The organism is Pseudomonas sp. Y5-11, assembly GCF_022368695.1.
Taxonomy (GTDB): domain Bacteria; phylum Pseudomonadota; class Gammaproteobacteria; order Pseudomonadales; family Pseudomonadaceae; genus Aquipseudomonas; species Aquipseudomonas parakoreensis.
Map to the genome: position 1 here is coordinate 2,280,963 of NZ_CP058974.1, position 23,486 is coordinate 2,304,448.

Sequence of the window (23,486 nt, forward strand, 5' to 3'; positions counted from 1 at the left end):
TACTCCGTGAATCGGTTCTAAGCCGATCCCTCAGGAGAAAACCAGATGAGCATAGTTCGGACAGCATTACCTTTGATTCTGCTAACCAGTGTGTTGACTGGTTGCGCAGGTTTGCAGAAAACCGATTGGCCGACCTGTGCGGCGGTCGGCGGTGTGGTCGGTGCCGGTCTCGGTGCGACGGAAAGTTCGGCGTGGGCCGGCTACGGCGCACTGTTGGTCGGCGGTACGGCAGCGGCCTATTGCTGGGTGCACGGTGATGGCGACGAAGACGGCGACGGTGTGCCGGACAGTCGCGACAAGTGTCCGCACACCCCTAAAGGCGTGCAGGTCGATGCTGACGGCTGCCCTCCACCAGCCCCGGCGCCCGTGGTAGAAGAGGCGGTTGTGGTCAAGGAAGAAACCATCGTCATCCGCGATGTGCACTTCCAGTTCGACAAAGCCACCCTGACCGGCTCCGATAAACAGGTGCTGGACAAAGTTGCCACGCGCCTGAAACAAGAGTCGTCCACGGCGCAACTGACCGTGACCGGTCACACCGACAGCGTGGGCAGCGATGCCTACAACAAGAAACTGTCGGATCGTCGTGCGCACTCGGTGGTGGAATACCTGATCCAGCAAGGTGTGCCGCGTGCCAGCTTCGTTTCGGTCTCGGGCATGGGTGAAAGCCAGCCAGTGGCGGATAACAAAACCGCTGACGGTCGCGCACAGAACCGTCGTACCGAAATCAAAATCGTCCGCTAGCCCCTCACGCATCCGCGGCTTGTGCAGTCGCGGATGCGCGTCTTTACTCCTGTGTAACCGGTATGGGCCGGTGACACAGGAGCTTTCACAATGACTGTTTTCTCAAGGTCCGTCTTGCCGGTGCTGCTGCTGGGCAGCTTGCTCACCGGTTGCGCCACTCACAGCGACGGCGACGCGCCCCTCAATCAACGTACGTGGCCGATTTGCAGCCTGATCGGCGGGCTGGTAGGTGGCGGCCTTGGCGCCATTGAAAGTGGCGGCTGGGCCGGTGGCGGTGCCGCGCTGGGGATCCTTACCGGCGGGCTGATCTGTTATGCCCAGGATGGCGATGAAGATGGCGATGGCGTGTTCGATCGCCGCGACCGTTGTCCGGACACTCCGGCCAATACCCCGGTCGATCATCGTGGTTGTCCGCTGCCGCAATACCCGGTCACGGAAAAAGCGCCCGAGCCTGCACCGCAATCGGAAGTCATCACCCTCAGCGATGCCGGCAATGTGTTGTTCGATTTCGACAAGTCGGACCTGACCCCAGCCGCGAAAGCCCAGCTCGATACGCTGATGGACAAGTTGCGCAATGCTGACGTGGTCAGCATCAAAGTCATCGGCCATACCGACAGCAAGGGTTCGGACGCCTATAACCAGGCGTTGTCGGAGCGGCGTGCCAGCAGTGTGGCGGCGTATCTGCTGAGCCAGGGCCTGGAACCGGCCAAACTGACCAGCGAAGGGCGCGGCGAGAGCGAACCGGTGGCCGATAACGCGACGGACGAAGGGCGCGCGAAAAACCGTCGGGTGGAGTTGCATATCAATCGCTAGGACTTGTCTGTAGTCCGCAGGCTAGAGCTGCCGGGCGACGATCATCGTCGAACCGGCAGCGATCCGACGACTGACAAAAGTTTTTTCTTTTGCCCCTCTGGCTTATCCCCCGCGTAAGCCGTTACTGTGCGCCCAAAGAATAATTCCGAGACGGGGGAGCGTATGAAGGTTTTCTGGGGGCTGGGGCGTTTGCTGACCCTGCTGTTCTGGTGCGTGGTGGTGGTCAATCTGCTGCTGCCGTTTGTGCATCCGCTGCATCTGCTGGTCAATCTGGCCGGCGCCTTGTTGCTGGCGCTGCATGGGCTGGAGTTGCTGTTCTCTCGCCTCAAGGGGCGTGCCAACCCGTGGCGCGATCGTCTGCGCATCCTGCTGTTCGGCGTTTTTCACCTGCAAACCATCCCGGCCCCGGCCGCTCCGGAGGCTTCTTCCCATGCGTAAATTTTGCCTGCTCGCTGCATTCATCAGTCCCCTGGCCTGCGCCCAGGTGGTCAGTGTCGAAACCAATTCCCTGATGCGTTTGCCCAACACGGCCAGCACCCTGCAGCTGGAGCGGCTGGACGTAGCGGACTACGGCACCTTGCTGATTCCTGCCAACGTGACCGAGCTGACCGTCGGCGAATTGCGTCTGGGTCACGAAGCACGCATCGCGATCGTCCCGAGCGAACAGGCGCTGGACATGAAAGTCATCCGTGCCGAACTGTCTGAAGGCAGCCTGATCACCGCGCGCGGTGCGCCGGGCACGTATGAGAAAGCCGCCCGTGCCGGGCGCAATCTGAATTTGCAGTTCAAGGCCTTGAGCGCGCCAAAACTGTTTGTGGATGCTCGCGGCGGTACCGGCGCGCCGGGTTTTGTTGGCCTCGATGGCGGCAACGGTGAGGATCCGGGCTGCACCTGGGGCGCGGCCGGTCACGGATTTGATGGCAGCAACGGTAGCGATGGCCAGCCGGGAGCGCCGGGAGCGCTGGTGCGCCTGGAAGTGCCGCGTGAGTTTCCGGCTGAGCTGATCAAGGTCAACGTCGCGGGCGGCGCTGGAGGCCCGGCGGGTGTCGGCGGCAAGGCCGGCCAGGGTGGCAAGTCCAAGGGCTGCCTGGTGTATCGCGCCGATGGTGGCAAGAACGGCAAGCCCGGGGCGGATGGTCAGCCTGGACCGACGGGTGCGGCGGGGGCGGTGACTGTGCAGCGCCTGTAAAACACAGCACTTCTTGATTGTGATGAGGGGATCTATCCCCTCATCACAAAAAGTGCAGGTCTTCAGCGGGTCAGAACATCGGCCGCGCCGCCGCAATCGCCACCAGCACCAACCCCACAATCAGATTGATCCCCACCACCCGGCGAATCCGCCCCAGCACCGCCGCACCCACCGGCCATTCCTTGGCTTCAACGGCTTTGCGCAACTCTGGCAGCATCAAACCCTGAATTCGGATAAACAGCGCCGTCATCACCACATACAGTCCGATCATCACCTGCACGTATTTCGGCGGGGTCTCGAAGCCGACCTGCTGCAAGTGCAACATGCCCACGCCGCTGATCGGCAACAGGATCACCGCGACCCAGACCCAGCGGAAAAAACCTTGAAACACTTCTACCCACAAGGTCAGGCGGGCAGGGCCTTCGAGCGCCTTCACCGCCGCGGGGCGCAGGACCATCCAGGCGAAAAACATACCGCCGACCCAGACCAGGGCGGACAGGACATGCAGTGGATAAACGAGGCTAAAAGGTGTCATTGGGGTACTCCGTTCTGCGCGGGACTGATTAGCGGGGTATGATAGCGGCCGATCCGAACTACTGAAAATTTATCCAGCGTTTTTACGCCCGACATTCAATGATCAGCACTGAACTCAAAACCACGATCCAGGGTGCCTATTCGCGTTTTCTTGAAGCCAAGAGCCTCAAACCGCGTTACGGCCAGCGCCTGATGATCGCCGAAGTCGCCAAAGTCCTCGGGGATATCGACACCGACGACGAAGGCCGGCGTAGTGGCGACCCCGCGATTGTCGCGGTGGAAGCCGGCACCGGTACCGGCAAGACCGTGGCCTACAGCCTGGCGGCAATCCCCACGGCGAAGCTGGCCGGCAAGCGTCTGGTGATCGCCACCGCGACCGTGGCCCTGCAAGAGCAGATCGTCTACAAGGACTTGCCCGACCTGATGCGCAACAGCGGGCTGAACTTCAGCTTTGCGCTGGCCAAGGGCCGTGGCCGCTACATGTGCCTGTCCAAGCTCGACATGTTGCTGCAGGAAGGCCACGCGCAAACCGCCACCGCGCAGCTGTTCGAAGAAGAAGGCTTCAAGATCGAGGTCGACGAGGCCAGTCAGAAGCTGTTCACCAGCATGATCGAGAAGCTCGCCGGCAATAAATGGGACGGCGACCGTGACAGCTGGCCCAACGCTCTCGAAGATGCCGACTGGGCACGGCTGACCACCGATCACAGCCAATGCACCAACCGCCATTGCCCGAATTTTGGCCAGTGCGCCTTTTACAAGGCGCGCGAAGGCATGGGCAAGGTCGATGTGATCGTCACCAACCACGACATGGTGCTGGCTGACCTGGCCCTCGGCGGCGGTGCGGTGCTGCCGGATCCGCGTGACACCATTTACGTGTTCGACGAAGGCCATCACCTGCCGGACAAGGCCATCGGCCACTTCGCTCATTACACGCGCCTGCGTTCCACCGCCGACTGGCTGGAAACCACGGCGAAGAACCTCACCAAACTGTTGGCCCAGCATCCGTTGCCGGGCGACCTCGGCAAGCTGATCGAGCAGGTGCCGGAGCTGGCGCGGGAGATCAAGACCCAGCAGCAGTTCATGTTCACCGCGTGCGAGCAGATTGCCGATTTCAAACCCGGCGAAGACGTCGAAGGTCGCGAGCGGCCACGCCATCGTTTCGTCGGCGGGGTGATTCCCGAGCACATGCGCGAAATGGGCATCGAGCTGAAGAAGGGCTATTCACGTCTCAACGACCTGTTCACCCGTCTGACCGACCTGCTCAAGGAAGGCATGGACGGCGAGGTCAACATCGGCATCGCCAGCAATCAGGCCGAAGAGTGGTATCCGCTGTTCGGCAGCCTGTTGTCCCGTGCCTCGGGCAACTGGGAACTGTGGACCGCGTTCACCGCCGAAGACCCGGAGGACAGCCCGCCGATGGCTCGCTGGCTGACGCTGGCCGAAAGCGGCTCGCTGTTCGACATCGAGGTCAACGCCAGCCCGATTCTCGCCGCAGAAACCCTGCGCCGCAGCCTGTGGAACGTCGCCTACGGCTGCCTCGTAACGTCGGCAACGCTCACCGCGCTGGGCACCTTTGACCGGTTCCGCATGCGCGCCGGGCTGCCGAAGAAAGCCGTCACCGCTGTGGTGCCGAGCCCGTTTCATCACGCCGACGCCGGCGTGTTGCGCGTGCCGGACCTCAAGGCTGATCCGCGTGATGCGGCGGCCCACACGGCGGCGATCATCCGCGATCTGCCGGAACTGGTGGAAGGCTCGCGCGGCAGTCTGGTGCTGTTCTCTTCGCGCAAACAGATGCAGGATGTGTTCGACGGCCTCGACCGCGACTGGCGCAAACAAGTGTTCATTCAGGGCAACCTGTCGAAACAGGAAACCCTGAACAAGCACAAGGCGCGGGTCGATGGCGGCGATTCCAGCGTGCTGTTCGGCCTTGCCAGTTTCGCCGAAGGGGTGGACTTGCCGGGCGCCTACTGCGAGCACGTGGTGATCGCCAAGATCCCGTTCTCGGTGCCGGACGATCCGGTCGAGGCGGCGCTGTCGGAGTGGATCGAGGCCCGGGGCGGCAATCCGTTCATGGAAATCTCGGTGCCCGACGCATCCTTGAAACTGGTTCAGGCCTGCGGCCGTCTGCTGCGCACCGAAGAAGACCGCGGCACCATCACTTTGCTCGATCGGCGCCTGGTCACCCAGCGCTACGGCAAGGCGATCCTCAATGCGTTACCGCCATTCCGTCGTGAAATATCCTGAGACAACGGTGGGCAGTTTTGCCCGCCGCGTTGTCTATCTCTCCGCCATCGCTTTTCCATTGGCCTTTTGGTCGTTAGGGAGAACTCCGTTCTTATGATTCGCCGTTCGTTGCCTGCCGTATTCGCCTTGATTTTCGCTGCCCCGTTACTGGCGGCGCCTGCGGGTCAGCAGACCCTGTTCAACTTCGTCCGCCCTGCCGATGTGGTGAAAGTCGTCACCGAAAACACTGATCTGCCACAAGCCAACGCCGAGCAAACCCCGGAAGGTGAAGTGCTGCGCCGGGTGACGTTCAACCCGGTAGCCCGCCCGACCCTGCGCCTGACCCCGCAAACCGGCGCCTGGGACTGGTCGCAGTCGGGCATGATGAGCCTGCGTCTGCAAAGCGCAATGAACTGGGCCGTGACGGTTTACGTGCAAATCCAGAGCAACAACGGCCAGACCCTGACCAGCCGCGTTGACCTGCCGGCCGGCCCTGCGCAAACCCTGCTGGTGCCGCTGGTGGCGACCTCGCCACTGAGCCAGGGCATGAAGGCCGGGCCGCCGATGCCGATGACCGTCGATGGCCAGCGCATTCTGCTGGCCAGCAGCAGCGGCGAACTGGATCGCAGCCAGGTGGTGTCGGTCAGCCTGTGGATGGATCAGCCGAAAGCCGCGCAAAGCCTGCTGCTCGAACGTTTCGGTGTGCAGGACGGCGATGCCGTGACCCGGGCCGTCTACGGCAATCTGGTGGACGCCTACGGGCAGTCGACCCGCAGCAAATGGCCGGAAAAAATCAGCAACGACGAACAACTGAAATCTGCCGCCGCCAAGGAACAGCAACAGCTGAAAACCTGGCTGGCCGAGCGCGAAAAATCTTCGCTGGACAAGTTCGGTGGCTGGAATAAGGGGCCGGCGTTCAAGGCCAGCGGCTTTTTCCGCACTGAAAAGCGTGACGGTCGCTGGTATCTGGTGACCCCTGAAGGGCATCCGTTCTATTCGCTGGGGGTCAACACCGTCAGCCCGCAGGTCAACCAGACCTACGTGGCCGGGCGTGAGTGGATGTTCGAATCCCTGCCCAAGGCCGACGAGCCGCTCGCCAGTCATTTCGGCGAAGGCGACAACCGTGGCGGCAACGGTGCCGATCAGGGCCGAGGCTATGGCAACGGGCGCTGGTACGATTTTTACGGCGCCAACCTGCAACGCCTGTACGGCGAACCTTGCGCAGCACAGGCGCAAGCCGAACCACCAGCCGCGCCGTGCAAGGCCACTGTCGATCAGCAGAAGTGGGCCACCCACACCCTCGACCGCCTGCAGGCCTGGGGCTTCAACACAGTCGGCAACTGGAGTGCCGACGCGCTCGCCGACGCCGAGCGTGTGCCGTACACCTTGCCGCTGTCGATCGTCGGCGACTACACCAGCATCAGCACCGGCAGCGACTGGTGGGGCGGCATGCCTGATCCGTTCGACCCGCGTTTCGCCATGGCCACCGAGCGTGCCGTGGCCATCGCCGCCCGCGATCATCGTGATGATCCGTGGCTGATCGGCTACTACGCCGACAACGAACTGGCCTGGGCCGGTCCGGGCGATGATCCGCAGTCGCGCTATGCCCTGGCCTACGGCACATTGAAAATGACCACCGACGTGCCGGCCAAGCGCGCATTCCTCAAGCAACTGCGCGACAAGTACCGCAACCAGGCGGGCCTGTCGAAAGCCTGGGGCATTGATCTTCCGGCGTGGGAGTTGATGGAAGACCCGGGTTTCGTGCCGCCGATGCCGAATCCGGAGCACCCGGAAATCGAAAACGACTTCAAATACTTCCAGAAGGTGTTCGCCGACACCTACTTCAAAACCATCTCGGATTCGCTGAAATGGCACGCGCCGAACCAGTTGCTGCTCGGCGGCCGTTTCGCCACCAGCACCCCGGAAGCCGTGGCGTCCTGCGCACAGTATTGCGACGTGTTGAGTTTCAACCTGTATACGCTGAAACCGCAGGACGGCTATGACTTCGCCGCTTTGCGTGCCCTCGACAAACCGGTGCTGATTACCGAGTTCAACTTCGGCTCCAGTGATCGCGGCCCATTCTGGGGTGGCGTGACGCAACTGGCGAAGGAAGAAGATCGCGGCCCGGCGTATGCCAATTTCCTCAAGCAAGCGTTAAGCGAGCCGTCGATTGTCGGCGTGCACTGGTTCCAGTATCTGGATCAACCGGTGACCGGGCGTCTGCTTGATGGCGAGAACGGGCACTTTGGTCTGGTGGGGATTACCGATCTGCCGTATCAGGGTTTCGTCGAAGCGGTGCGCAAGAGCAATCTGCAGGCGATCGATCAATTGGGCAAAGAGGCTGAGAAGGCCGCTGCGGTCGCCGGTCATGAAGCCGAAGGCGGGCGCAAGGCTGAAGCTGGAAAAGGCCCGGGGGCCGGGCATGCGGGTGGGCATTCGGGCAATGGTCATTGAGGTTTGATGGCTTAAAGATCGCAGCCTTCGGCAGCTCCTGCAGGGAATGGAATTTTGTAGCAGCTGCAGCAGGCTGCGATCTTTTGATTTTGCGTTGAAATGACCACCCGGCCCGCAGCTGTTCCCAAATCCCTCAAGGGCTGGAACAATGCGGGCCACTTTGTAGAGCGTTTTCGCGGGGGAGTTGCGGGTGCAGATTCAGGGCCATTACGAGCTTCAATTCGAAGCGGTGCGCGAGGCTTTCGCGGCACTGTTCGACGATCCCCAGGAACGCGGCGCAGCGCTGTGCATCAAGGTCGGCGGAGAAACCGTCCTCGACCTCTGGTCCGGTACGGCCGACAAGGACGCTACCGAAGCCTGGCACAGCGACACCATCGCCAACCTGTTCTCCTGCACCAAGACGTTCACTGCGGTCACCGCGCTGCAACTGGTGGCCGAAGGCAAACTGCAACTGGATGCACCGGTTGCCCGCTACTGGCCGGAATTTGCCGCCGCTGGCAAAGAAACCGTCACCCTGCGCCAATTGCTCTGCCATCAGGCCGGTCTGCCAGCGCTGCGCGAGTTGCTGGCGCCCGCCGCCCTCTACGAATGGCAAACCATGGTCGACGCCCTTGCGGCCGAAGCACCGTGGTGGACGCCGGGCACCGGCCACGGCTATGCCGCCATCACTTATGGCTGGCTGGTCGGCGAGTTGCTGCGTCGCGCTGACGGTCGTGGGCCGGGCGAGTCGATCGTCGCCCGCGTCGCCAGACCGTTAGGGCTGGATTTCCACGTCGGTCTGGCTGACGCAGAGTTCCACCGCGTGGCGCATATTGCTCGCGGCAAGGGCAATGTCGGCGATGCCGCGGCCCAGCGTCTGCTGCAGGTGACTATGCGCGAACCGACCGCCATGACCACTCGCGCCTTTACTAATCCGCCGTCGGTGCTGACCAGCACCAACAAACCGGAATGGCGGCGCATGCAGCAGCCGGCCGCCAATGGTCATGGCAACGCGCGCAGCCTGGCCGGTTTCTACGCTGGCTTGCTCGATGGCAGCCTGCTCGAAAGCGAAATGCTCGAAGAACTGACCCGCGAACACAGTTACGGCGAAGACAAGACCCTGCTGACCCGCACCCGTTTCGGCCTGGGCTGCATGCTCGATCAGCCGGACATGGCCAATGCCACCTATGGCCTCGGCCCGCGGGCGTTTGGTCATCCGGGGGCGGGCGGTTCGGTGGGTTTTGCTGATCCCGAGCATGATGTCGCGTTCGGTTTTGTGACAAATACCCTTGGGCCTTACGTCTTGATGGATCCGCGCGCGCAGCAACTGGCGCGGGTACTTGCCACTTGTCTGTAAAGCGTTACATGAGGTTCCAGGGTTGGAACCAGATTCGGATTTTTGATTCAAAGCGTCTGTTTATCCGGGCAAAAGAGCTCTGATCTTTCATTACTTCACTTTGTGGATTTTCAATGTCATCCAAAAAAACTCTCGCCCTGGCCCTGTGCGTTGCAATGACCGGTTGTGCACAGACTCCTAAAAACGATGCGGACGGCGGCAGCTGGTGGCCGTTCGGATCTTCCGACAAAGTGACGGCCAAAGAGCCGGCCCCGGCTCCAGCCCCGCTCAAACCTGCCGCGACCGCACCCGTGGCCAAGACTGAAAGCAGCAGCCACTGGTACTGGCCGTTCGGCAGCTCTGATGACGCGGCGGCCAAGGCCGACGTGAAACCCGAAGTCAAACCAGAAGCAAAACCGGCGGTAGTGGCCAAGGCCGATGCTGACACCGGCACAAAGTGGTGGTGGCCGTTCGGCGGCAAGGATCAGTCCACGGCGAAAGTGGTGCCGATGCCTGACCCGAAAGTCACCCAAGCCTGGCTGGATGACTACGAGCCGCGCCTGCGTGCAGCGATCAAGGACAGCAATCTGCAACTCGAGCGCCGTGACAACGTTCTGGTGGTGATCGCGCCGGTTGAAGGCTCGTTCAACCCGAAACGTCCAGCGATGCTGTTGCCGGTGACCCTCAGCCCGTTCACCAATGTCGCGAAAATCCTCGAAGCCGACCCGAAAACTGCAGTTCTGGTGCTTGGTCATAGCGACAACACTGGCGCCGCGCCGGCCAACGTCAAGCTCAGCCAGGAACGCGCTCAGTCCGTGGCGGCAATCTTCCGCCTGAGCGGCTTGCAGCGTGATCGCCTGATGCTGCGCGGCATGGGTGGCGATGCGCCGCGTGCGGCCAACGACAGCGCCGAAGGCCGTGCCCTGAACCGTCGCGTCGAACTGCTGGTGACCCCGCAGAACACCATGGTGGCCCTGCTGAGCAAATACAACATGCCGGCGCCTGCACCGACCACGATGCTTGCCGCACAGGACGTCAAACCGGCAGCCAAACCGGTAACCCCGGCGCCGGCCGCTTCGAAGGCCGCCGTACCTGCAACCAAAAAGGCTCCGGCGAAGAAAGCCGCTGCCAAGGCACCAGCGAAGAAGGCGGCGACCAAGGCTCCGGCGAAAACCCCAGCCAAGAAAACCGCTCCGGCCAAAGCCGCGACGACTGACAAGAAAGTTGCCGCCAGCGATACTTCCAAGCAGTGATCCGCTAACGAAAAGGAATGCGCCATGACCCAGGCTCTGGCAGATATGCGTCGTGATTACACCCGGGATGGTCTGACCGAGGCGCAAGCCCCGGCTGAACCCTTTGCGTTGTTCCACCAGTGGTTCGCCGATGCGGTGAAAACCGAACAGGCGCCGGTGGAGGCCAACGCCATGACCCTGGCCACGGTCGATGCAGACGGTCGCCCGCATTGTCGCATTCTGCTGCTCAAGGGCCTGGACGAGCAGGGCTTCACCTTTTTCACCAATTACGACAGCGCCAAGGGTCAGCATCTGGCGGCCAACCCGTTGGCTGCCATGACGTTCTTCTGGCCGACCCTGGAGCGCCAGGTGCGCATCGAGGGGCGTGTGGTGAAAGTCACGCCTGCTGAGTCCGATGCTTATTATCAGGTGCGTCCGCTGGGCAGTCGGCTCGGAGCCTGGGCTTCACCGCAGAGCCGGGTGATCAACGGGCGCGGCGAACTGGAAGAGTTGCTCAAGGCCACCGAGCAGCGTTTCAGCGATACGCAACCGCACTGTCCGGAACACTGGGGCGGTTATCGCCTGCTGCCTGAGCGCATCGAGTTCTGGCAGGGCCGTCCAAGTCGTCTGCACGATCGCCTGAACTACCGTCAGCAGGGTGCCGACTGGATTCTTGAACGTCTGGCGCCTTAAGCAGTCTACCGAGCGGGATAGCTTGCCGCAGCGGCCTCAAGCCACTTCGGCAGGTCCCGACGCTTGATCTTCTGCACGCGGGCATCGGCCAGTCGTTGCAGCATGAAGGCGCGTTTGTCTTCATCCTTGCCCGCCAGCGACAGGGCCAGATCACGATCCATCCAGCGTTTGATCCGCACGTACAGCCACCCATGGAAGTACAGGCCGGCGACGGTGGTGACGAAAATGATCAGGTAATCCATGAAAATCCTTGGGTTGGCAGGGCGGATTGGGCGATTTGGCGCTACTGTTGGGTGGGGCTGCAGGTGCCTGTACCGGGCCTGAATAAAATCAAGTTTATCCGGGCTGCGTCGTGACAGGCGTCAAGCAGCGGGGTTTAATGAACACCTGTTCTTTTGGAGTTGATGCTATGCGTAAGTCTGTTCTGCTGGTTGCTTCTTTTTCCACGATGGCGATGTTGCTGACCGGCTGCCAGTCGAGCCTGACCGGTGACTCCTACTCCCGTGACGAAGCGCGTCGTGTGCAGACGATTCGCATGGGCACCATCGAATCCCTGCGTCCGGTGAAAATCGAAGGCACCAAGACCCCGATCGGCGGCGCTGCAGGCGCAGTGGTCGGCGGTGTCGGTGGCAGCGCCATCGGTGGCGGCAAGGGCAGCATCGTTGCGGCGGTCATCGGCGCCGTGGCCGGCGGACTGATCGGTTCGGCCACCGAAGAAGGCCTGACCCGCACTCAAGGCGTGGAAATCACCGTGCGCGAAGACGACGGCAGCATGCGCGCCTACGTGCAACAGGTTCAGGAAAACGAAGTGTTCCGTGTCGGTGAGCGCGTACGCATCTCCACCGTCGGTGGCACCAGCCGCGTTTCGCACTAAGCGCGAACGAGCGGTAAAACAAAAACCCGATCAGGTGACTGGTCGGGTTTTTTTTGTCAAGACTAATCAGTATTACTCACTTCCATAACAGCTCAATTGAAAGTCATATTCCGGAACGTAAAATGGCCGGCCGATTAAAACTTCGAGTTGTGTTATTTGCTTGGGGTCGAGATCGTAGCCGTAGATTTCGTCTTCTGGCACGGTCCACTTCATGATTGTTCTGAGCTGGTCGATTTTCCCGTCTGGAACAGGTATTTCGAAAACAAGGAGTGACGTTTTTTTATCATAGGCATCGACAGTATGATTAAGTTTTGGGTAGCGACATGTCATTCGATGCATACCAGTTGAACTATACGATTTACACCTGATAGCTGTTTCCCGGTCCAGTCTTCCAAAATATTAATCTGTTCCTCAGACAGGTCGTACCCATCAAACTCATCTTCCGGTTGCTTCCAGTTCATGAGTACCTTCAGCGCGTCCTCATGATGTTCGGCGATATCAACGCTTAGGAGTAAAACCTCGGTTTTTTGATCAAATACCTCAACTATATGTTTCACTTTTCTACTCTCCTTTTGGGGTCAGCAGGCTTGGTCTGTTCCCCGGTTCTCGGGTCATATTCTCCAAGGTGTTTTCCTTGTTTGGTGTACAACTCAACCTTGCCGTGCTGGGAATCCCATTCATAAATTTTCCCTGATAGATCCTTCCATCGCCTGCGTTTTTTTCCTCCCCCACGAACAGACGTTTTCATTGGTGCGGATTTGGCCTCAGGAAAGGCTGTAAGGGAGTTTGGGGCCGGATGATATTTGATATCCCCAGCAATATTCAGAACGATGTATACCGGCGCTACCCCCGAATCCGCCGGAAACACCAGAATGAAATCCCGATACTCCGGCGGATAAACCGGATTCACCAGAATCCCGTCCGCCGCTTTCGTCGGCGGATACACCCAGATGTGCGGTGCTTGCGGTGCAGCCTCCAGTGCCGGGATGCCGAGAATGTCAGAACCATCCACCGCCGGCGTCCAGATCAGTTCGACGCCTTCACCAAGGTCTGCAATGAATCGGTTGCCGCGCGCGGTGAACTGCACGACATCGACCATTTCCCAATCGCGATTCCTGCCGGTGTAGAAGCCGTAGCCCCGCAGACTGCCGTCGGCCTGTTGTTCGACGCGCAGGCGCACGCGGGTGCGCGCCTGTTTGAGGCTGCGCAGTTGCTCGTCGCTATAGAGTGCGCTGTCGCCGAGGCTGGAAGGCAGGAGCAGCGCCACCAGTCCTGCCAGGGTGGCGGTGGCCGTTCCGGCGGCGATGGCGGGTAGCGCCTCGAACGCGGCGCCGGCCAGGGTGAAACTGCCGAGCCCGGCGGGAATGGCTGTGGCGCCGATTTTCTTCAGGGCAACACCGCCGGTTTCATCGCTTTCGCGTGCACCCAGCAGAATCAGCTCGCCGTAATCCTTGAGGCTGTCGGTCGGCACCATCCCCGAAGGATTCGCGTAGTCGATGATCGCGTCCGGCAACTTGCATGACTTGGCGAACACGCACCCGGCGCGCACGGGATCAGGCTTTTTCGCCGCAACCTCTCGACTGCGCTCGAAGGCCTCCTGCCGTGCCAGCATGGCGTCGTAAGCGTTTTGCCGGACTTCGCGTTCGGCCAGTTCAGTGGCCGTCATGTAGCGCCAGGTGACGTGATGACCGTCACCCGCCGGCGGGTTGGGGACCCGGGGAATGTCCTTGTTGCGAGCCACTGAGCGTCCTTTCGTTCATCCATCGACAGGCCCTCGAAAGGGCTGTGCGACGTTAACGAAGCGGACAAAGGCTGGCTGTAGGACGGATCTTTGATTAAGTGCGGATTGTTCGTTATTTGTCAGGTAGGGATTCGAGCAGGCCGCTTCAGCGCAGAGAACGGGGGGAAAGGTTCTGCGCCGTTACTGCAAAAGCCTGATACCCGTTTGCCCAGAATCTGGCAGTTGGTGGAAGAATTGAGCCTCAGCTGTATCTGTGAGGCCTGCAGGTTTTTTCCTATGCTTGAGAGCTGAGCCTGTGACGAGGCAATTCCTGCCCGAATCAACGAGAACATGACCATGAGCGACAACCGACAGTGGGCCCGTGAAGCGATCCGCATCATCGAAGCGGACTTCCAGCGCAGCGCCGACACCCATCTGATCCCCTTGCCGCTGCCGGGCTTCGCAGGTATCGAGTTGTACTTCAAAGACGAGTCGAGCCATCCCACCGGCAGCCTCAAGCATCGCCTGGCGCGCTCGCTGTTTCTGTATGCGTTGTGTAACGGCTGGCTCAAGCCCGGCGCGCCGGTGATCGAGGCGTCCAGCGGTTCGACGGCAATTTCCGAAGCGTATTTCGCACGCATGCTTGGCTTGCCGTTCATTGCGGTGATGCCGGCGACCACTTCGAAAGAGAAGATCGCGCAGATCGCCTTCTACGGTGGCCAGAGCCATCTGGTTCAGGATCCGACGCAGATTTACGCCGAGTCCGAACGTCTGGCCCGCGAGCATGGCGGCCACTTCATCGACCAGTTCACCTACGCCGAGCGGGCCACCGACTGGCGGGCGAACAACAACATCGCCGAGTCGATCTTCCAGCAGATGCGGTTCGAAAAACACCCGGAACCGAGCTGGCTGATTTCCAGCCCCGGCACCGGCGGCACCACCGCGACTCTCGGCCGTTACGTGCGTTATCGCCAGCACTGCACCCGGGTGTTGTGCGCCGATGCCGAGCGCTCGGTGTTCTTCGATTACTACCAGACGGGCGACGCGAGCCTGCGTCTGGACTGCGGTTCGCGGATCGAAGGCATCGGTCGGCCCCGGGTCGAGGCGTCGTTCCTGCCGCAGGTGATCGATGCGATGGTCAAGGTGCCGGACGCCTTGTCGCTGGCGGCCATGCATTATCTGGCGCAGCGTCTGGGACGGCATGTCGGCGGGTCGAGCGGCACCAACCTGATCGGCGCGCTGATGGCGGCGCAGCAGATGAAAGCGGCGGGGGAGTCGGGGTCGATCGTGGCGATTCTGTGCGATGGCGGCGAGCGCTATGCCGACACCTATTACGATCAGGACTGGCTAAAGGCGCAGGGCTATGAGCTGGAGGGGTTGATTGCGGCGGTGGCGGCGAGTGCCGAACGGTGTGAGCCGCTGCCTGACTCAGTCCTGCGCGCTAATATCTAAAGCCGAATACAGAGACCAATGTGGGAGCGAGCCTGCTCGCGAAGACGTCATCTCATTCAACATCATTGTTGTCTGAAATACCGCTTTCGCGAGCAGGCTCGCTCCCACAGGGTTTTATGTTGAGTCAGCTCATGCTGATCTGGCTTCCAGACCGAGAATGTCCCGCGCCACGGCCTCGGCAATCCGAATCCCGTCCACACCCGCCGACAGAATCCCGCCCGCATACCCCGCGCCTTCACCGGCCGGGAACAGACCTTTGACGTTCATGCTCTGCAGCGACTCGTTACGCGTGATGCGCAGCGGCGACGAAGTACGGGTTTCGATGCCGGTCAGTACGGCATCGTGCAGCGAGTAGCCACGAATCTGCTTCTCGAACGCCGGCAACGCTTCGCGGATCGCTTCGATGGCGAAGTCCGGCAGCGCCAGGGCCAGGTCGCCCAGGGCCACGCCCGGTTTGTACGACGGCTCGACTTCGCCCAGTTCGGTCGACGGGGTGCCGTTGATGAAGTCGCCGACCAGTTGTGCGGGGGCCTTGTAATCGCTGCCGCCGAGGATGAACGCGTGGGATTCCAGACGCTCCTGCAACTCGATACCGGCCAGCGGACCGCCCGGGTAATCGACCTCCGGGGTGATGCCGACGACGATCCCGGAGTTGGCGTTGCGCTCGTTACGCGAGTACTGGCTCATGCCGTTGGTGACCACGCGATTCGGCTCGGACGTCGCCGCCACCACGGTGCCGCCCGGGCACATGCAGAAGCTGTAGACCGAACGGCCGTTCTTGGCGTGGTGCACCAGTTTGTAATCGGCAGCGCCGAGCTTCGGGTGGCCGGCGTACTTGCCCAGCCGCGCACGGTCGATCAGCGACTGCGGGTGTTCGATGCGGAAACCCACCGAGAACGGCTTGGCTTCCATGAACACGCCACGGCTGTGGAGCATGCGGAAGGTGTCGCGGGCACTGTGGCCGAGGGCCAGGATCACGTGTTTCGAATGCAGGGTTTCACCGCTCGCCAGTTCGACGCCGACCAGTTGGCCGTCTTCGATCAGCACATCGGTGACGCGCTCCTGAAAGCGTACTTCGCCGCCCAGGGCACGGATCTCTTCACGCATGGTCTCGACCATGCCGGTCAGACGGAAGGTACCGATGTGCGGTTTGCTGACATAGAGAATTTCTTCCGGCGCGCCGGCCTTGACGAATTCGTGCAGGACTTTGCGGCCGAGGAACTTCGGATCCTTGATCTGGCTGTACAGCTTGCCGTCGGAGAACGTGCCCGCGCCGCCTTCGCCGAACTGCACGTTGGACTCGGGGTTGAGCACACTTTTACGCCACAGACCCCAGGTGTCCTTGGTGCGCTGGCGGACTTCGGTGCCGCGTTCGAGGATGATCGGCTTGAAGCCCATCTGTGCCAGCAACAGGCCGGCGAAGATCCCGCACGGGCCGAAACCTACCACGATCGGGCGCTGGTTCAGGTCGCTCGGCGCCTGACCGACGAATTTATAGCTGACATCCGGCGCCACGTTGACGTTACGGTCGTCGGCGAACTTGCCCAGCACCTTGGCCTCGTCGCGCACGGTGAGGTCGATGGTGTAGATGAAGCACAGTTCGGAGGACTTTTTGCGCGCGTCGTAGCTGCGCTTGAACAAGGTGAAATCGAGCAGGTCATCGCTGGCGATGCCCAGGCGCTGCACGATGGCGGCACGCAGGTCTTCTTCGGGATGGTCGATTGGCAGCTTGAGTTCGGTGATTCGTAACATGGCGAGGATCCGGATTCGCGGGGCGCACAACTGCGCCAGGGCGTTTGAAGGCCGCGATTATAAGCCGCAAAGGCCGGATCCGGTGAGGCTAAAACGCTCAGTCGTTGCGCGATCCGCCGAAATACCCGCAACCACGCTCGACCTTGCCGTCGATGCGCAGCTCGGCGCTCATGTGCTGCACGCTGTCGGTGCTGCTGTCGACGCAGCGTTGCGGTGCGACCCATAGCTCGATGCGCTGGTTGTTGGCTTCGCTGCTGAGGTTGAAGCGGCCGTCGCCCAGTTGTTCTTCGACATACGGCACGGCCAGCGCCGGTTGGCCTTCACGGTCGATGACCATGCCCTTGCCACTGACTTTGACGTTCCACTCGGGACCGTGGCCGGCGGCACGCAGGATCAACAGCTTGAAATTCGGGTCATCGCAGGCGGTGCCGGAACGTTCGACGCGATACAACTGACCGAGGTCGAGGCGGTCGCCGTCGATCTTCCCGCGTACATCGGCAAACAGCTTGCCCTGCTGATCGGCGAGGGTCGCGGCCTCTTGCAGCACGCTGGTGCCGCCGATGTCATTGACCACGTACTGACGTTGTTCGCCACAGGGCTGGAACACCAGTTTGCCGTCGGCCGCCGTCAATTGCCCCTGTATCCGGGATTGCCCGACATGGGATGCGCTTTCGCGCGGGCTATCGAGCAATTGGCAGGCGGCGAACAACGGCAGCAGGGCAACAACGATCAACGAACGGGCAACACGCATCTTCGGCTCTCCAGACAAGTGCTGCCACGTTACGCAGGCTGACCGTCGATCACAAGACTTGAGTGGCCGGTTCAGGCTGGCTATTGAGTTGCCCGTTACCCGCCAGCATAGTGGCGTACCTGTGCGGGCATGGATTGATGGTGCATGAAGCAAAACCCTTCGGTATTCCCTGAGCGGCTGTACGCGTTGGACGCCCTGCGCGGCATCGCTGCATTGGCGGTAGTGTTCTGGCATTGGCAGCACTTCTTTTTCCAGGGCGCACTGCCTGGCCCTTTGCAGCGTGAAGACCAACCGTTGTATAGCCTGTTTTCACTGTTCTACCGCCACGGCGGCGATGCGGTCTCGCTGTTTTTCAGTCTTTCGGGGTTTATCTTCTTCTGGCTGTTTTCCAAAGGACTGGCGCAACGGGAGATCAGCGGCAAACAGTTTTTCATGGAGCGTTTCAGCCGGATCTATCCACTGCATCTGCTGACGTTCCTGGCGGTCGCCCTGTTGCAGAAAATCTATAGTGCGCACACGGGGAATGCGTTCGTGTATCCGTTCAATGATGCCTGGCACGCGCTGCTCAATGTGTTTCTGGCACCCGCGTGGGGGTTGGAGCAAGGCTGGTCGTTCAACGGCCCGGCATGGTCGATATCGGTGGAGGTGTTGCTGTACGCAGGGTTTTTCCTGCTGTGGCGTTACTCGCCGGCGCCGCTGCTGCTCAGTGCGTTGTTGATTGCCGTGAGCCTGTGGGTGTTTCCGGCACAGTACAAAATCAGTCTCGGGGTGTTCGGGTTTTTCTGTGGCGGCCTGGGTTACATCGCTGCGGACTGGCTGTTGCGGTGCTTTGATGTGCGCTGGGTCGCTGCCGGCCTGGTACTGGCCTGCGGGGCTGGCTGGTGGTGGTGCGGCGGCGATGCGGCGCAATCACCGCTGGTCAGGTTTGCCGTGCTGTTTCCATTGACCATTGTTGCCGTCGCCGCTTGCCACCCATGGTTGCAGTCGCTGGCGCGCCGTGTGTCCTGGCTGGGGGACATCAGTTTCGCCGCCTATCTGCTGCACTTTCCCTTGCAAATTGTCGCGGCGCTGTTGGCCGATAAATTTCTGCCTGGACGCGCCGTTTTTTATCAGCCGTGGAGCCTGCTGTTGTTTTTTGCGGTGCTGATCGGTAGCAGCCTGTTGTGTCACTACGGGTTCGAGCGCCCTGTGCAACGTTGGATACGCCGACGTACAGTGGGACACAACAAGGTTGCCGCGATGGCCCGTTGACGCCCCCTGCCTACGAGGCATTCAGCCTACGTGAAAGGTCTGCCCTGTTTGCAGGCCTTCGACACTTTTCGCGTAGGCCAGCGCCACATCCGCCGCCGGAACCGGCTTGTAGCCACGGAAGTACGGGGCGTAGCTGCCCATGGCTTCCAGCAGCACCGTCGGGCTGATCGAGTTCACCCGCAGACCGCGCGGCAGTTCGATGGCGGCGGCTTTGACGAAGCTGTCCAGTGCGCCGTTGACCAATGCCGCCGAGGCGCCGGAGCGGATCGGATCGTGGCTGAGCACGCCAGTGGTGAAAGTGAACGAGGCGCCGTCGTTGGCGTATTCGCGGCCGATCAGCAGCAGATTGACCTGGCCCATCAGCTTGTCTTGCAGGCCTAGGGCGAAGCTGTCGGCGTTCATCTCGCCGAGTGGGGCGAAGGTCACGTTGCCGGCTGCGCAGATCAATGCGTCGAACTTGCCGGTTTGCTCGAACAGTTTGCGAATCGATGCGCTGTCGCTGATGTCCACCTGGAAGTCGCCGCTGCTGCGACCGATACGAATCACTTCGTGACGCTGGCTCAGCTCTTTATCCACGGCCGAACCGATGGTGCCGGCGGCACCGATCAACAGAATCTTCATGGGACTGTTCCTCAATGGGTTGAACGAGGTTTCAGTCTAGAGTGGTTTTTTCTGCGGATAAGCGCACTAATAGGCAACCTTTGGTTTTCAAATGGAAACAATCCATGAGTGAGATGGATGATCTTGCGGCGTTCGCGGTGTTGATCGAGGCCGGCAGCTTTACCCTGGCGGCGCAGCAACTGGGTTGCAGCAAGGGCCAGTTGTCCAAGCGCATCAGCCAGTTGGAAGCGCAGTTTTCCGTGGTATTGCTGCAACGCACTACGCGCCGCTTGAGCCTGACAGCGGCGGGCGCCGCATTGTTGCCGCAAGCCCAGGCGCTGGTGGTGCAAGTGGAGCGGGCACGTCAGGCGTTGGCGCGTTTGAAAGACGACATGGCCGGTCCGGTGCGGATGACGGTGCCGGTGTCGCTGGGGGAAACGTTTTTCGACGGCTTGCTGCTGGAGTTCTCGCAGAAGTATCCAGAGGTGCAGATCGAGCTGGAGCTGAACAACCACTATCGCGACCTGTCCCGGGACGGCTTCGATCTGGCGATTCGCTCTGATGTGGCCAATGACGAGCGGTTGGTGGCCAAACCCCTGCTGGCGTGGCAGGAGTTGACCTGCGCCAGCCCGATATACCTTGAACAATTCGGCGAACCGCTGACCCCGCAGGAGCTGGCCGAACACCGCTGCCTGCTCAACAGCCATTACAGTGGCCGTGAAGAATGGCTGTATCACCAACAGCACGAATTGCTGCGGGTGCGGGTGTCGGGGCCGTTCGCCAGCAACCATTACAACCTGCTGAAGAAAGCCGCCCTGGCCGGCGCCGGTATCGCACGGTTGCCGTCGTATCTGTTGCAAACAGAACTGGCTGACGGCCGGTTGCGCTGGTTGTTGCGCGATTTTCAGACGCGCCGGATGCCGATGTATCTGGTCCACCCATACCAAGGTGGGTTGCCCAAACGCACGCAGGTGCTGGCGGATTATCTGATTGGCTGGTTCAAGCGCAGCGGCGAGGCGCTGGATCGCCTGGCGCATTGACTAAGATGCCCGTGATACCTCTGTAGGAGCTGCCGAAGGCTGCGATCTTTTGACCTTGAAAATCAAAAGATCGCAGCCTTCGGCAGCTCCTACAGAGACATCAGAGACATCAGACATCAGCGTTTGTAGTACCTGGCGATCATNTCAAAAGATCGCAGCCTTCGGCAGCTCCTACAGAGACATCAGAGACATCAGACATCAGCGTTTGTAGTACCTGGCGATCATGTGATCGATCGACAATTTCCCCGGCCCGGTCGCCATCAGGTACAGCAACACCGCCGCCCAGGTGCCATGGGTCGGATAGGCATCGGGATAGACGAACACCTCGATGACCAGCGTCATGCCCAGCAGCGCCAACGCTGAAAATCTCGTGGCGAAGCCGATCAATATCAGCACCGGGAAAAAGTGTTCGGCGAACGCTGCCATGTGCGCGGCGATTTCCGGTGCCAGCAGCGGTACGTGGTATTCGCTCTGGAACAACGGAATCGTCGAGTCCGCCAAGTGTGGCCAGCCGAGTTGAACGGTGCCGTCGATCAAATCGATGGCCAGGCCCTCGACCTTGGTCTGCCCGGACTTCCAGAACACCGCGGCAATCGAGAACCGGGCGATGAAGGCGATCAGGCTGTGGGGAATCTTTTCCATTAGCCCGATGGCGCGAGTGATGAGGTTGTTCATGGCGATACCTTGTTGTTCAGGTCGGTGATGGCGTGGTGGCCGATCAGCAGGGCGAGGGTCTGCGGCAGATTGAAGGGCGGGCTGTCTTGCGCCGCTTGCAGCAGCGGTCGGTGATGGAGCAGATGGCGGATGAATACGCTGGCGCCGTGATCGAGGGCAAAGACCTCGACCTCCAGACCGTTGCGCAGCACCAGTGCGTGTTGCCCTTGATGGATATTGATACCCGCCAGTGTGGTGTCCTGCTGATGTGCGGCCCAGATCGAAACCACTGCGTAGGCGGAGTTGAGCAGGTGCAGCGAGGGATGCAGGGTGATGTTCAGTTCGGCCAGTGTTTGCGGATCGGCCAGCGCAGCGCTGATCTGTTGCGCACTGACTGTCGCCGCATCGGCGGCGTGATAAGCGCGGGTGCGCAAGCGTTCGAGCCGTGCGACGTCGGCCAGATACGGCACCTCGGCCGCCGGTTCGAATGCATCAATGAAGTCCGCCAGTCCGTCACCATAACGGCTCATCAACGGACTGTGCGGCGGCTGCTGCTGAATGAAAATGCTGGCCATGCCGCGAAAGAATTCCTCGCCGACCAATTGCTGCACCACCGGATAGCTGTCGGCCAGCGCGTTGATCAATGAGCCTTGCACGTTATTGCGATACACCGAAAACCGGCTGGCAGGATCAGCGCCGTTGGCACTGTACAGGCCAGCGGGGCAGGGCAGGTGAGTGTCGAGCAGGGCGGCGCCGAAGTCGGCTTGAGTGCTCATGGCTGACTCCTTGCGTGCCGCAGCAACGCTTCGGCCTGCTGCGCCTCGGCCAGCAGCACGTTGAACGCCGGGAGGTGATTGTCCCGTTCGATCAAGGTTGCCACCGGGCCAACACGTTCGAGTGCCTGTCGGTATAACGCCCAGACGGCATCATCAACCGGCGCGCCGTGATCATCGATCAGCAAGCGATCGCCGAGGCTGTCGGCGTCTTCGGCGAACCCGGCCAGGTGAATCTCGCCGACGGCGTGCAAAGGCAGTGCGTCGAGGTAGGTCAGTGGATCGCGTCGATGGTTTATGCACGAGACGTAGACGTTGTTGACGTCAAGCAGCAGACCGCAACCGCTGCGGCGGATCACCTCGGTGATGAACGCCGGCTCATCGATGGTCGAGCGCTCGAAGCCAAGATAGGTCGCTGGATTTTCCAGCAGCATCGGACGCTTGAGGGTGTTCTGCACCTGGTCGATATGCGCGCAGACGCGGTCAAGCGTCGGCCTGTCATACGCCAGCGGCAGCAGGTCATTGAGGAACACCGGGCCGTGGCTCGACCAGGCCAGGTGTTCGGAAAAGGCTTGCGGTTGATAACGCTCGATCAGTGTTTGCAGGCGTTGCAGGTGTTGCAGATCCAGTGGCCCCTCGGCCCCGATCGACAGCCCGACGCCGTGCAGCGACAGCGGATACTGCTCGCGGATCAACCCGAGAAAATGATGAAACGGACCGCCGTCGACCATGTAGTTTTCGGCGTGGACTTCGAAGAAACCGATGTCCGGTCGGGTGCCGAGCACTTCACGAAAGTGCCCGCTCTTGAGTCCCAGCCCCGCGCGGGGCGGGAGCCCGCAGAGGGCTGCCCGAGTGCGCGGTGGGACAGGTTCGTTGAGGGTGAACATGAGCGTCACTCGGGCAGGTCGTGGATCAGGACTTGGCTTTGAAGGCTTCCATCTGACCGAAGCCGGTCGGCGAGGTCTTGCTCTCGGTGGTGGTGCAGGTGCCTTTTGGCACGAACTTCCAGGAGTTGGCCTGGTAATCCATTTTCGCGGTGCCGGCACAGGTGGTGCCTGCGCCCGCGGCGCAATCGTTGTGACCCTTCATGGCCACACCGAAGCATTTTTCCATGTTGCTGTTGTCGGCGGCGTTGGCGCTGGAAACGGCAGTCATGCTCAGGGCGGAACCAAGAGCCAGAACCAGTGCAGCGGCGGACAGGGTGCGAGTGGTAGCAGTCATGATGTTTCTCCAGATTTGAGCTTGGGTTTTACAAGCGAAGTGCGCTTGCTTACCCCACTAGAGAACGCTCATGGCGATGCGTTACAGCGCAGCTGAAATTTTTCAGAAAAAATGCAAAACCCTGTAGGAGCTGCTGCAGGCTGCGATCTTTCGACTTTGATTTTTAAACCAGAAGCCAGATCAAAAGATCGCAGCCTGCGGCAG

Annotated in this window: 24 protein-coding genes; 13 read left to right on the forward strand and 11 right to left on the reverse strand. The window is 61.0% G+C overall.

Annotated elements, in window-relative coordinates:
- The first annotated feature begins 45 nt into the window (after positions 1-45).
- The 4 genes from HXW87_RS10140 to HXW87_RS10155 all read left to right on the forward strand — a co-directional run bounded on the left by HXW87_RS10140 (position 46) and on the right by HXW87_RS10155 (position 2,743).
- Positions 46-741 carry an OmpA family protein gene (locus HXW87_RS10140; RefSeq protein ID WP_041070618.1) on the forward strand — a complete coding sequence of 232 codons (696 nt, stop codon included), beginning with the start codon at positions 46-48 and terminating at the stop codon, positions 739-741.
- A gap of 90 nt (positions 742-831) precedes the next feature.
- Entirely contained in the window at positions 832-1,554 is a 723-nt protein-coding gene (locus HXW87_RS10145; RefSeq protein WP_041070617.1) for an OmpA family protein, read from the forward strand.
- A 162-nt stretch (positions 1,555-1,716) separates the two neighbouring features.
- Positions 1,717-1,992, forward strand: coding sequence for a DUF1145 domain-containing protein (locus HXW87_RS10150; RefSeq protein WP_047292079.1), 276 nt, complete (start codon positions 1,717-1,719; stop codon positions 1,990-1,992).
- The gene (locus HXW87_RS10155) at positions 1,985-2,743 is read left to right on the forward strand and encodes a collagen-like protein (RefSeq protein WP_239778849.1); all 759 of its coding nucleotides are present in this window, start codon (positions 1,985-1,987) and stop codon (positions 2,741-2,743) included. The genes HXW87_RS10150 and HXW87_RS10155 overlap by 8 nt, the downstream gene beginning before the upstream one ends.
- A 70-nt stretch (positions 2,744-2,813) precedes the next feature.
- Here HXW87_RS10155 and HXW87_RS10160 read toward each other — a convergent pair whose 3' ends face one another.
- Positions 2,814-3,278, reverse strand: a complete 465-nt coding sequence (locus tag HXW87_RS10160) for a DUF2269 family protein (protein WP_239778850.1) — start codon at positions 3,276-3,278, stop codon at positions 2,814-2,816.
- Positions 3,279-3,376: 98 nt separating this feature from the next.
- Here HXW87_RS10160 and dinG point away from each other — a divergent pair, with 98 nt between their 5' ends.
- From dinG to pdxH, 5 genes are all read left to right on the forward strand, one after another.
- Complete coding sequence (gene dinG, locus HXW87_RS10165; RefSeq protein WP_047292082.1) at positions 3,377-5,521, forward strand: ATP-dependent DNA helicase DinG; 2,145 nt, start codon at positions 3,377-3,379, stop codon at positions 5,519-5,521.
- Positions 5,522-5,614: 93 nt separating this feature from the next.
- Positions 5,615-7,954, forward strand: coding sequence for a beta-galactosidase (locus tag HXW87_RS10170; RefSeq protein ID WP_239778851.1), 2,340 nt, complete (start codon positions 5,615-5,617; stop codon positions 7,952-7,954).
- A gap of 190 nt (positions 7,955-8,144) precedes the next feature.
- Entirely contained in the window at positions 8,145-9,290 is a 1,146-nt protein-coding gene (locus HXW87_RS10175) for a serine hydrolase domain-containing protein (RefSeq protein WP_239778852.1), read from the forward strand.
- 113 nt (positions 9,291-9,403) lie between these two features.
- Complete coding sequence (locus HXW87_RS10180) at positions 9,404-10,522, forward strand: OmpA family protein (protein WP_182404004.1); 1,119 nt, start codon at positions 9,404-9,406, stop codon at positions 10,520-10,522.
- Positions 10,523-10,546: 24 nt separating this feature from the next.
- Positions 10,547-11,194, forward strand: coding sequence for a pyridoxamine 5'-phosphate oxidase (pdxH, locus tag HXW87_RS10185; protein ID WP_041070601.1), 648 nt, complete (start codon positions 10,547-10,549; stop codon positions 11,192-11,194).
- A gap of 5 nt (positions 11,195-11,199) precedes the next feature.
- On the opposite strand, the gene HXW87_RS10190 is transcribed toward pdxH, so the two are convergent.
- Positions 11,200-11,436 (reverse strand): hypothetical protein, encoded by a 237-nt coding sequence (locus HXW87_RS10190; RefSeq protein WP_047292092.1) that lies wholly within the window; start codon positions 11,434-11,436, stop codon positions 11,200-11,202.
- A gap of 167 nt (positions 11,437-11,603) precedes the next feature.
- Between HXW87_RS10190 and HXW87_RS10195 the strand changes: the two genes are divergently transcribed.
- Positions 11,604-12,068 carry a glycine zipper 2TM domain-containing protein gene (locus tag HXW87_RS10195; RefSeq protein ID WP_007969461.1) on the forward strand — a complete coding sequence of 155 codons (465 nt, stop codon included), beginning with the start codon at positions 11,604-11,606 and terminating at the stop codon, positions 12,066-12,068.
- Between the two features lie 326 nt (positions 12,069-12,394).
- On the opposite strand, the gene HXW87_RS10200 is transcribed toward HXW87_RS10195, so the two are convergent.
- A complete protein-coding gene (locus HXW87_RS10200) occupies positions 12,395-12,625 on the reverse strand; it encodes a hypothetical protein (RefSeq protein WP_047292099.1) in 231 nt (76 codons plus the stop codon).
- Complete coding sequence (locus HXW87_RS10205) at positions 12,622-13,809, reverse strand: colicin E3/pyocin S6 family cytotoxin (protein ID WP_239778853.1); 1,188 nt, start codon at positions 13,807-13,809, stop codon at positions 12,622-12,624. The genes HXW87_RS10200 and HXW87_RS10205 overlap by 4 nt, the downstream gene beginning before the upstream one ends.
- A 330-nt stretch (positions 13,810-14,139) precedes the next feature.
- Here HXW87_RS10205 and HXW87_RS10210 point away from each other — a divergent pair, with 330 nt between their 5' ends.
- Complete coding sequence (locus HXW87_RS10210; RefSeq protein WP_239778854.1) at positions 14,140-15,240, forward strand: PLP-dependent cysteine synthase family protein; 1,101 nt, start codon at positions 14,140-14,142, stop codon at positions 15,238-15,240.
- Positions 15,241-15,369: 129 nt separating this feature from the next.
- Here the strand turns inward: HXW87_RS10210 and HXW87_RS10215 are convergent, their stop codons facing one another.
- Both HXW87_RS10215 and HXW87_RS10220 read right to left on the reverse strand, forming a co-directional pair.
- Positions 15,370-16,992, reverse strand: coding sequence for an NAD(P)/FAD-dependent oxidoreductase (locus HXW87_RS10215; protein WP_239778855.1), 1,623 nt, complete (start codon positions 16,990-16,992; stop codon positions 15,370-15,372).
- Positions 16,993-17,089: 97 nt separating this feature from the next.
- Entirely contained in the window at positions 17,090-17,743 is a 654-nt protein-coding gene (locus tag HXW87_RS10220) for a hypothetical protein (protein WP_239778856.1), read from the reverse strand.
- A 144-nt stretch (positions 17,744-17,887) separates the two neighbouring features.
- Between HXW87_RS10220 and HXW87_RS10225 the strand changes: the two genes are divergently transcribed.
- Positions 17,888-18,994, forward strand: coding sequence for an acyltransferase (locus HXW87_RS10225; protein WP_239778857.1), 1,107 nt, complete (start codon positions 17,888-17,890; stop codon positions 18,992-18,994).
- Between the two features lie 21 nt (positions 18,995-19,015).
- Here the strand turns inward: HXW87_RS10225 and HXW87_RS10230 are convergent, their stop codons facing one another.
- The gene (locus HXW87_RS10230; protein WP_239778858.1) at positions 19,016-19,615 is read right to left on the reverse strand and encodes a short chain dehydrogenase; all 600 of its coding nucleotides are present in this window, start codon (positions 19,613-19,615) and stop codon (positions 19,016-19,018) included.
- A 104-nt stretch (positions 19,616-19,719) separates the two neighbouring features.
- On the opposite strand from HXW87_RS10230, the gene HXW87_RS10235 reads away from it, so the two are divergent.
- Positions 19,720-20,634 (forward strand): LysR family transcriptional regulator, encoded by a 915-nt coding sequence (locus HXW87_RS10235; RefSeq protein ID WP_239778859.1) that lies wholly within the window; start codon positions 19,720-19,722, stop codon positions 20,632-20,634.
- 198 nt (positions 20,635-20,832) lie between these two features.
- Here the strand turns inward: HXW87_RS10235 and HXW87_RS10240 are convergent, their stop codons facing one another.
- Genes HXW87_RS10240 through HXW87_RS10255 form a run of 4 tightly spaced genes read right to left on the reverse strand, consistent with a single transcriptional unit; the run spans position 20,833 to position 23,282 of the window.
- Positions 20,833-21,309, reverse strand: a complete 477-nt coding sequence (locus tag HXW87_RS10240) for a DoxX family protein (RefSeq protein ID WP_121184115.1) — start codon at positions 21,307-21,309, stop codon at positions 20,833-20,835.
- Positions 21,306-22,064 carry a DNA-binding domain-containing protein gene (locus tag HXW87_RS10245; RefSeq protein ID WP_239778860.1) on the reverse strand — a complete coding sequence of 253 codons (759 nt, stop codon included), beginning with the start codon at positions 22,062-22,064 and terminating at the stop codon, positions 21,306-21,308. Before HXW87_RS10245 ends, HXW87_RS10240 begins: the two co-directional genes overlap by 4 nt.
- Entirely contained in the window at positions 22,061-22,948 is an 888-nt protein-coding gene (locus HXW87_RS10250; RefSeq protein WP_239778861.1) for a DUF692 domain-containing protein, read from the reverse strand. The genes HXW87_RS10245 and HXW87_RS10250 overlap by 4 nt, the downstream gene beginning before the upstream one ends.
- 25 nt (positions 22,949-22,973) lie before the next feature.
- Entirely contained in the window at positions 22,974-23,282 is a 309-nt protein-coding gene (locus HXW87_RS10255) for a DUF2282 domain-containing protein (RefSeq protein ID WP_007969475.1), read from the reverse strand.
- Between the last annotated feature and the right edge of the window lie 204 nt (positions 23,283-23,486).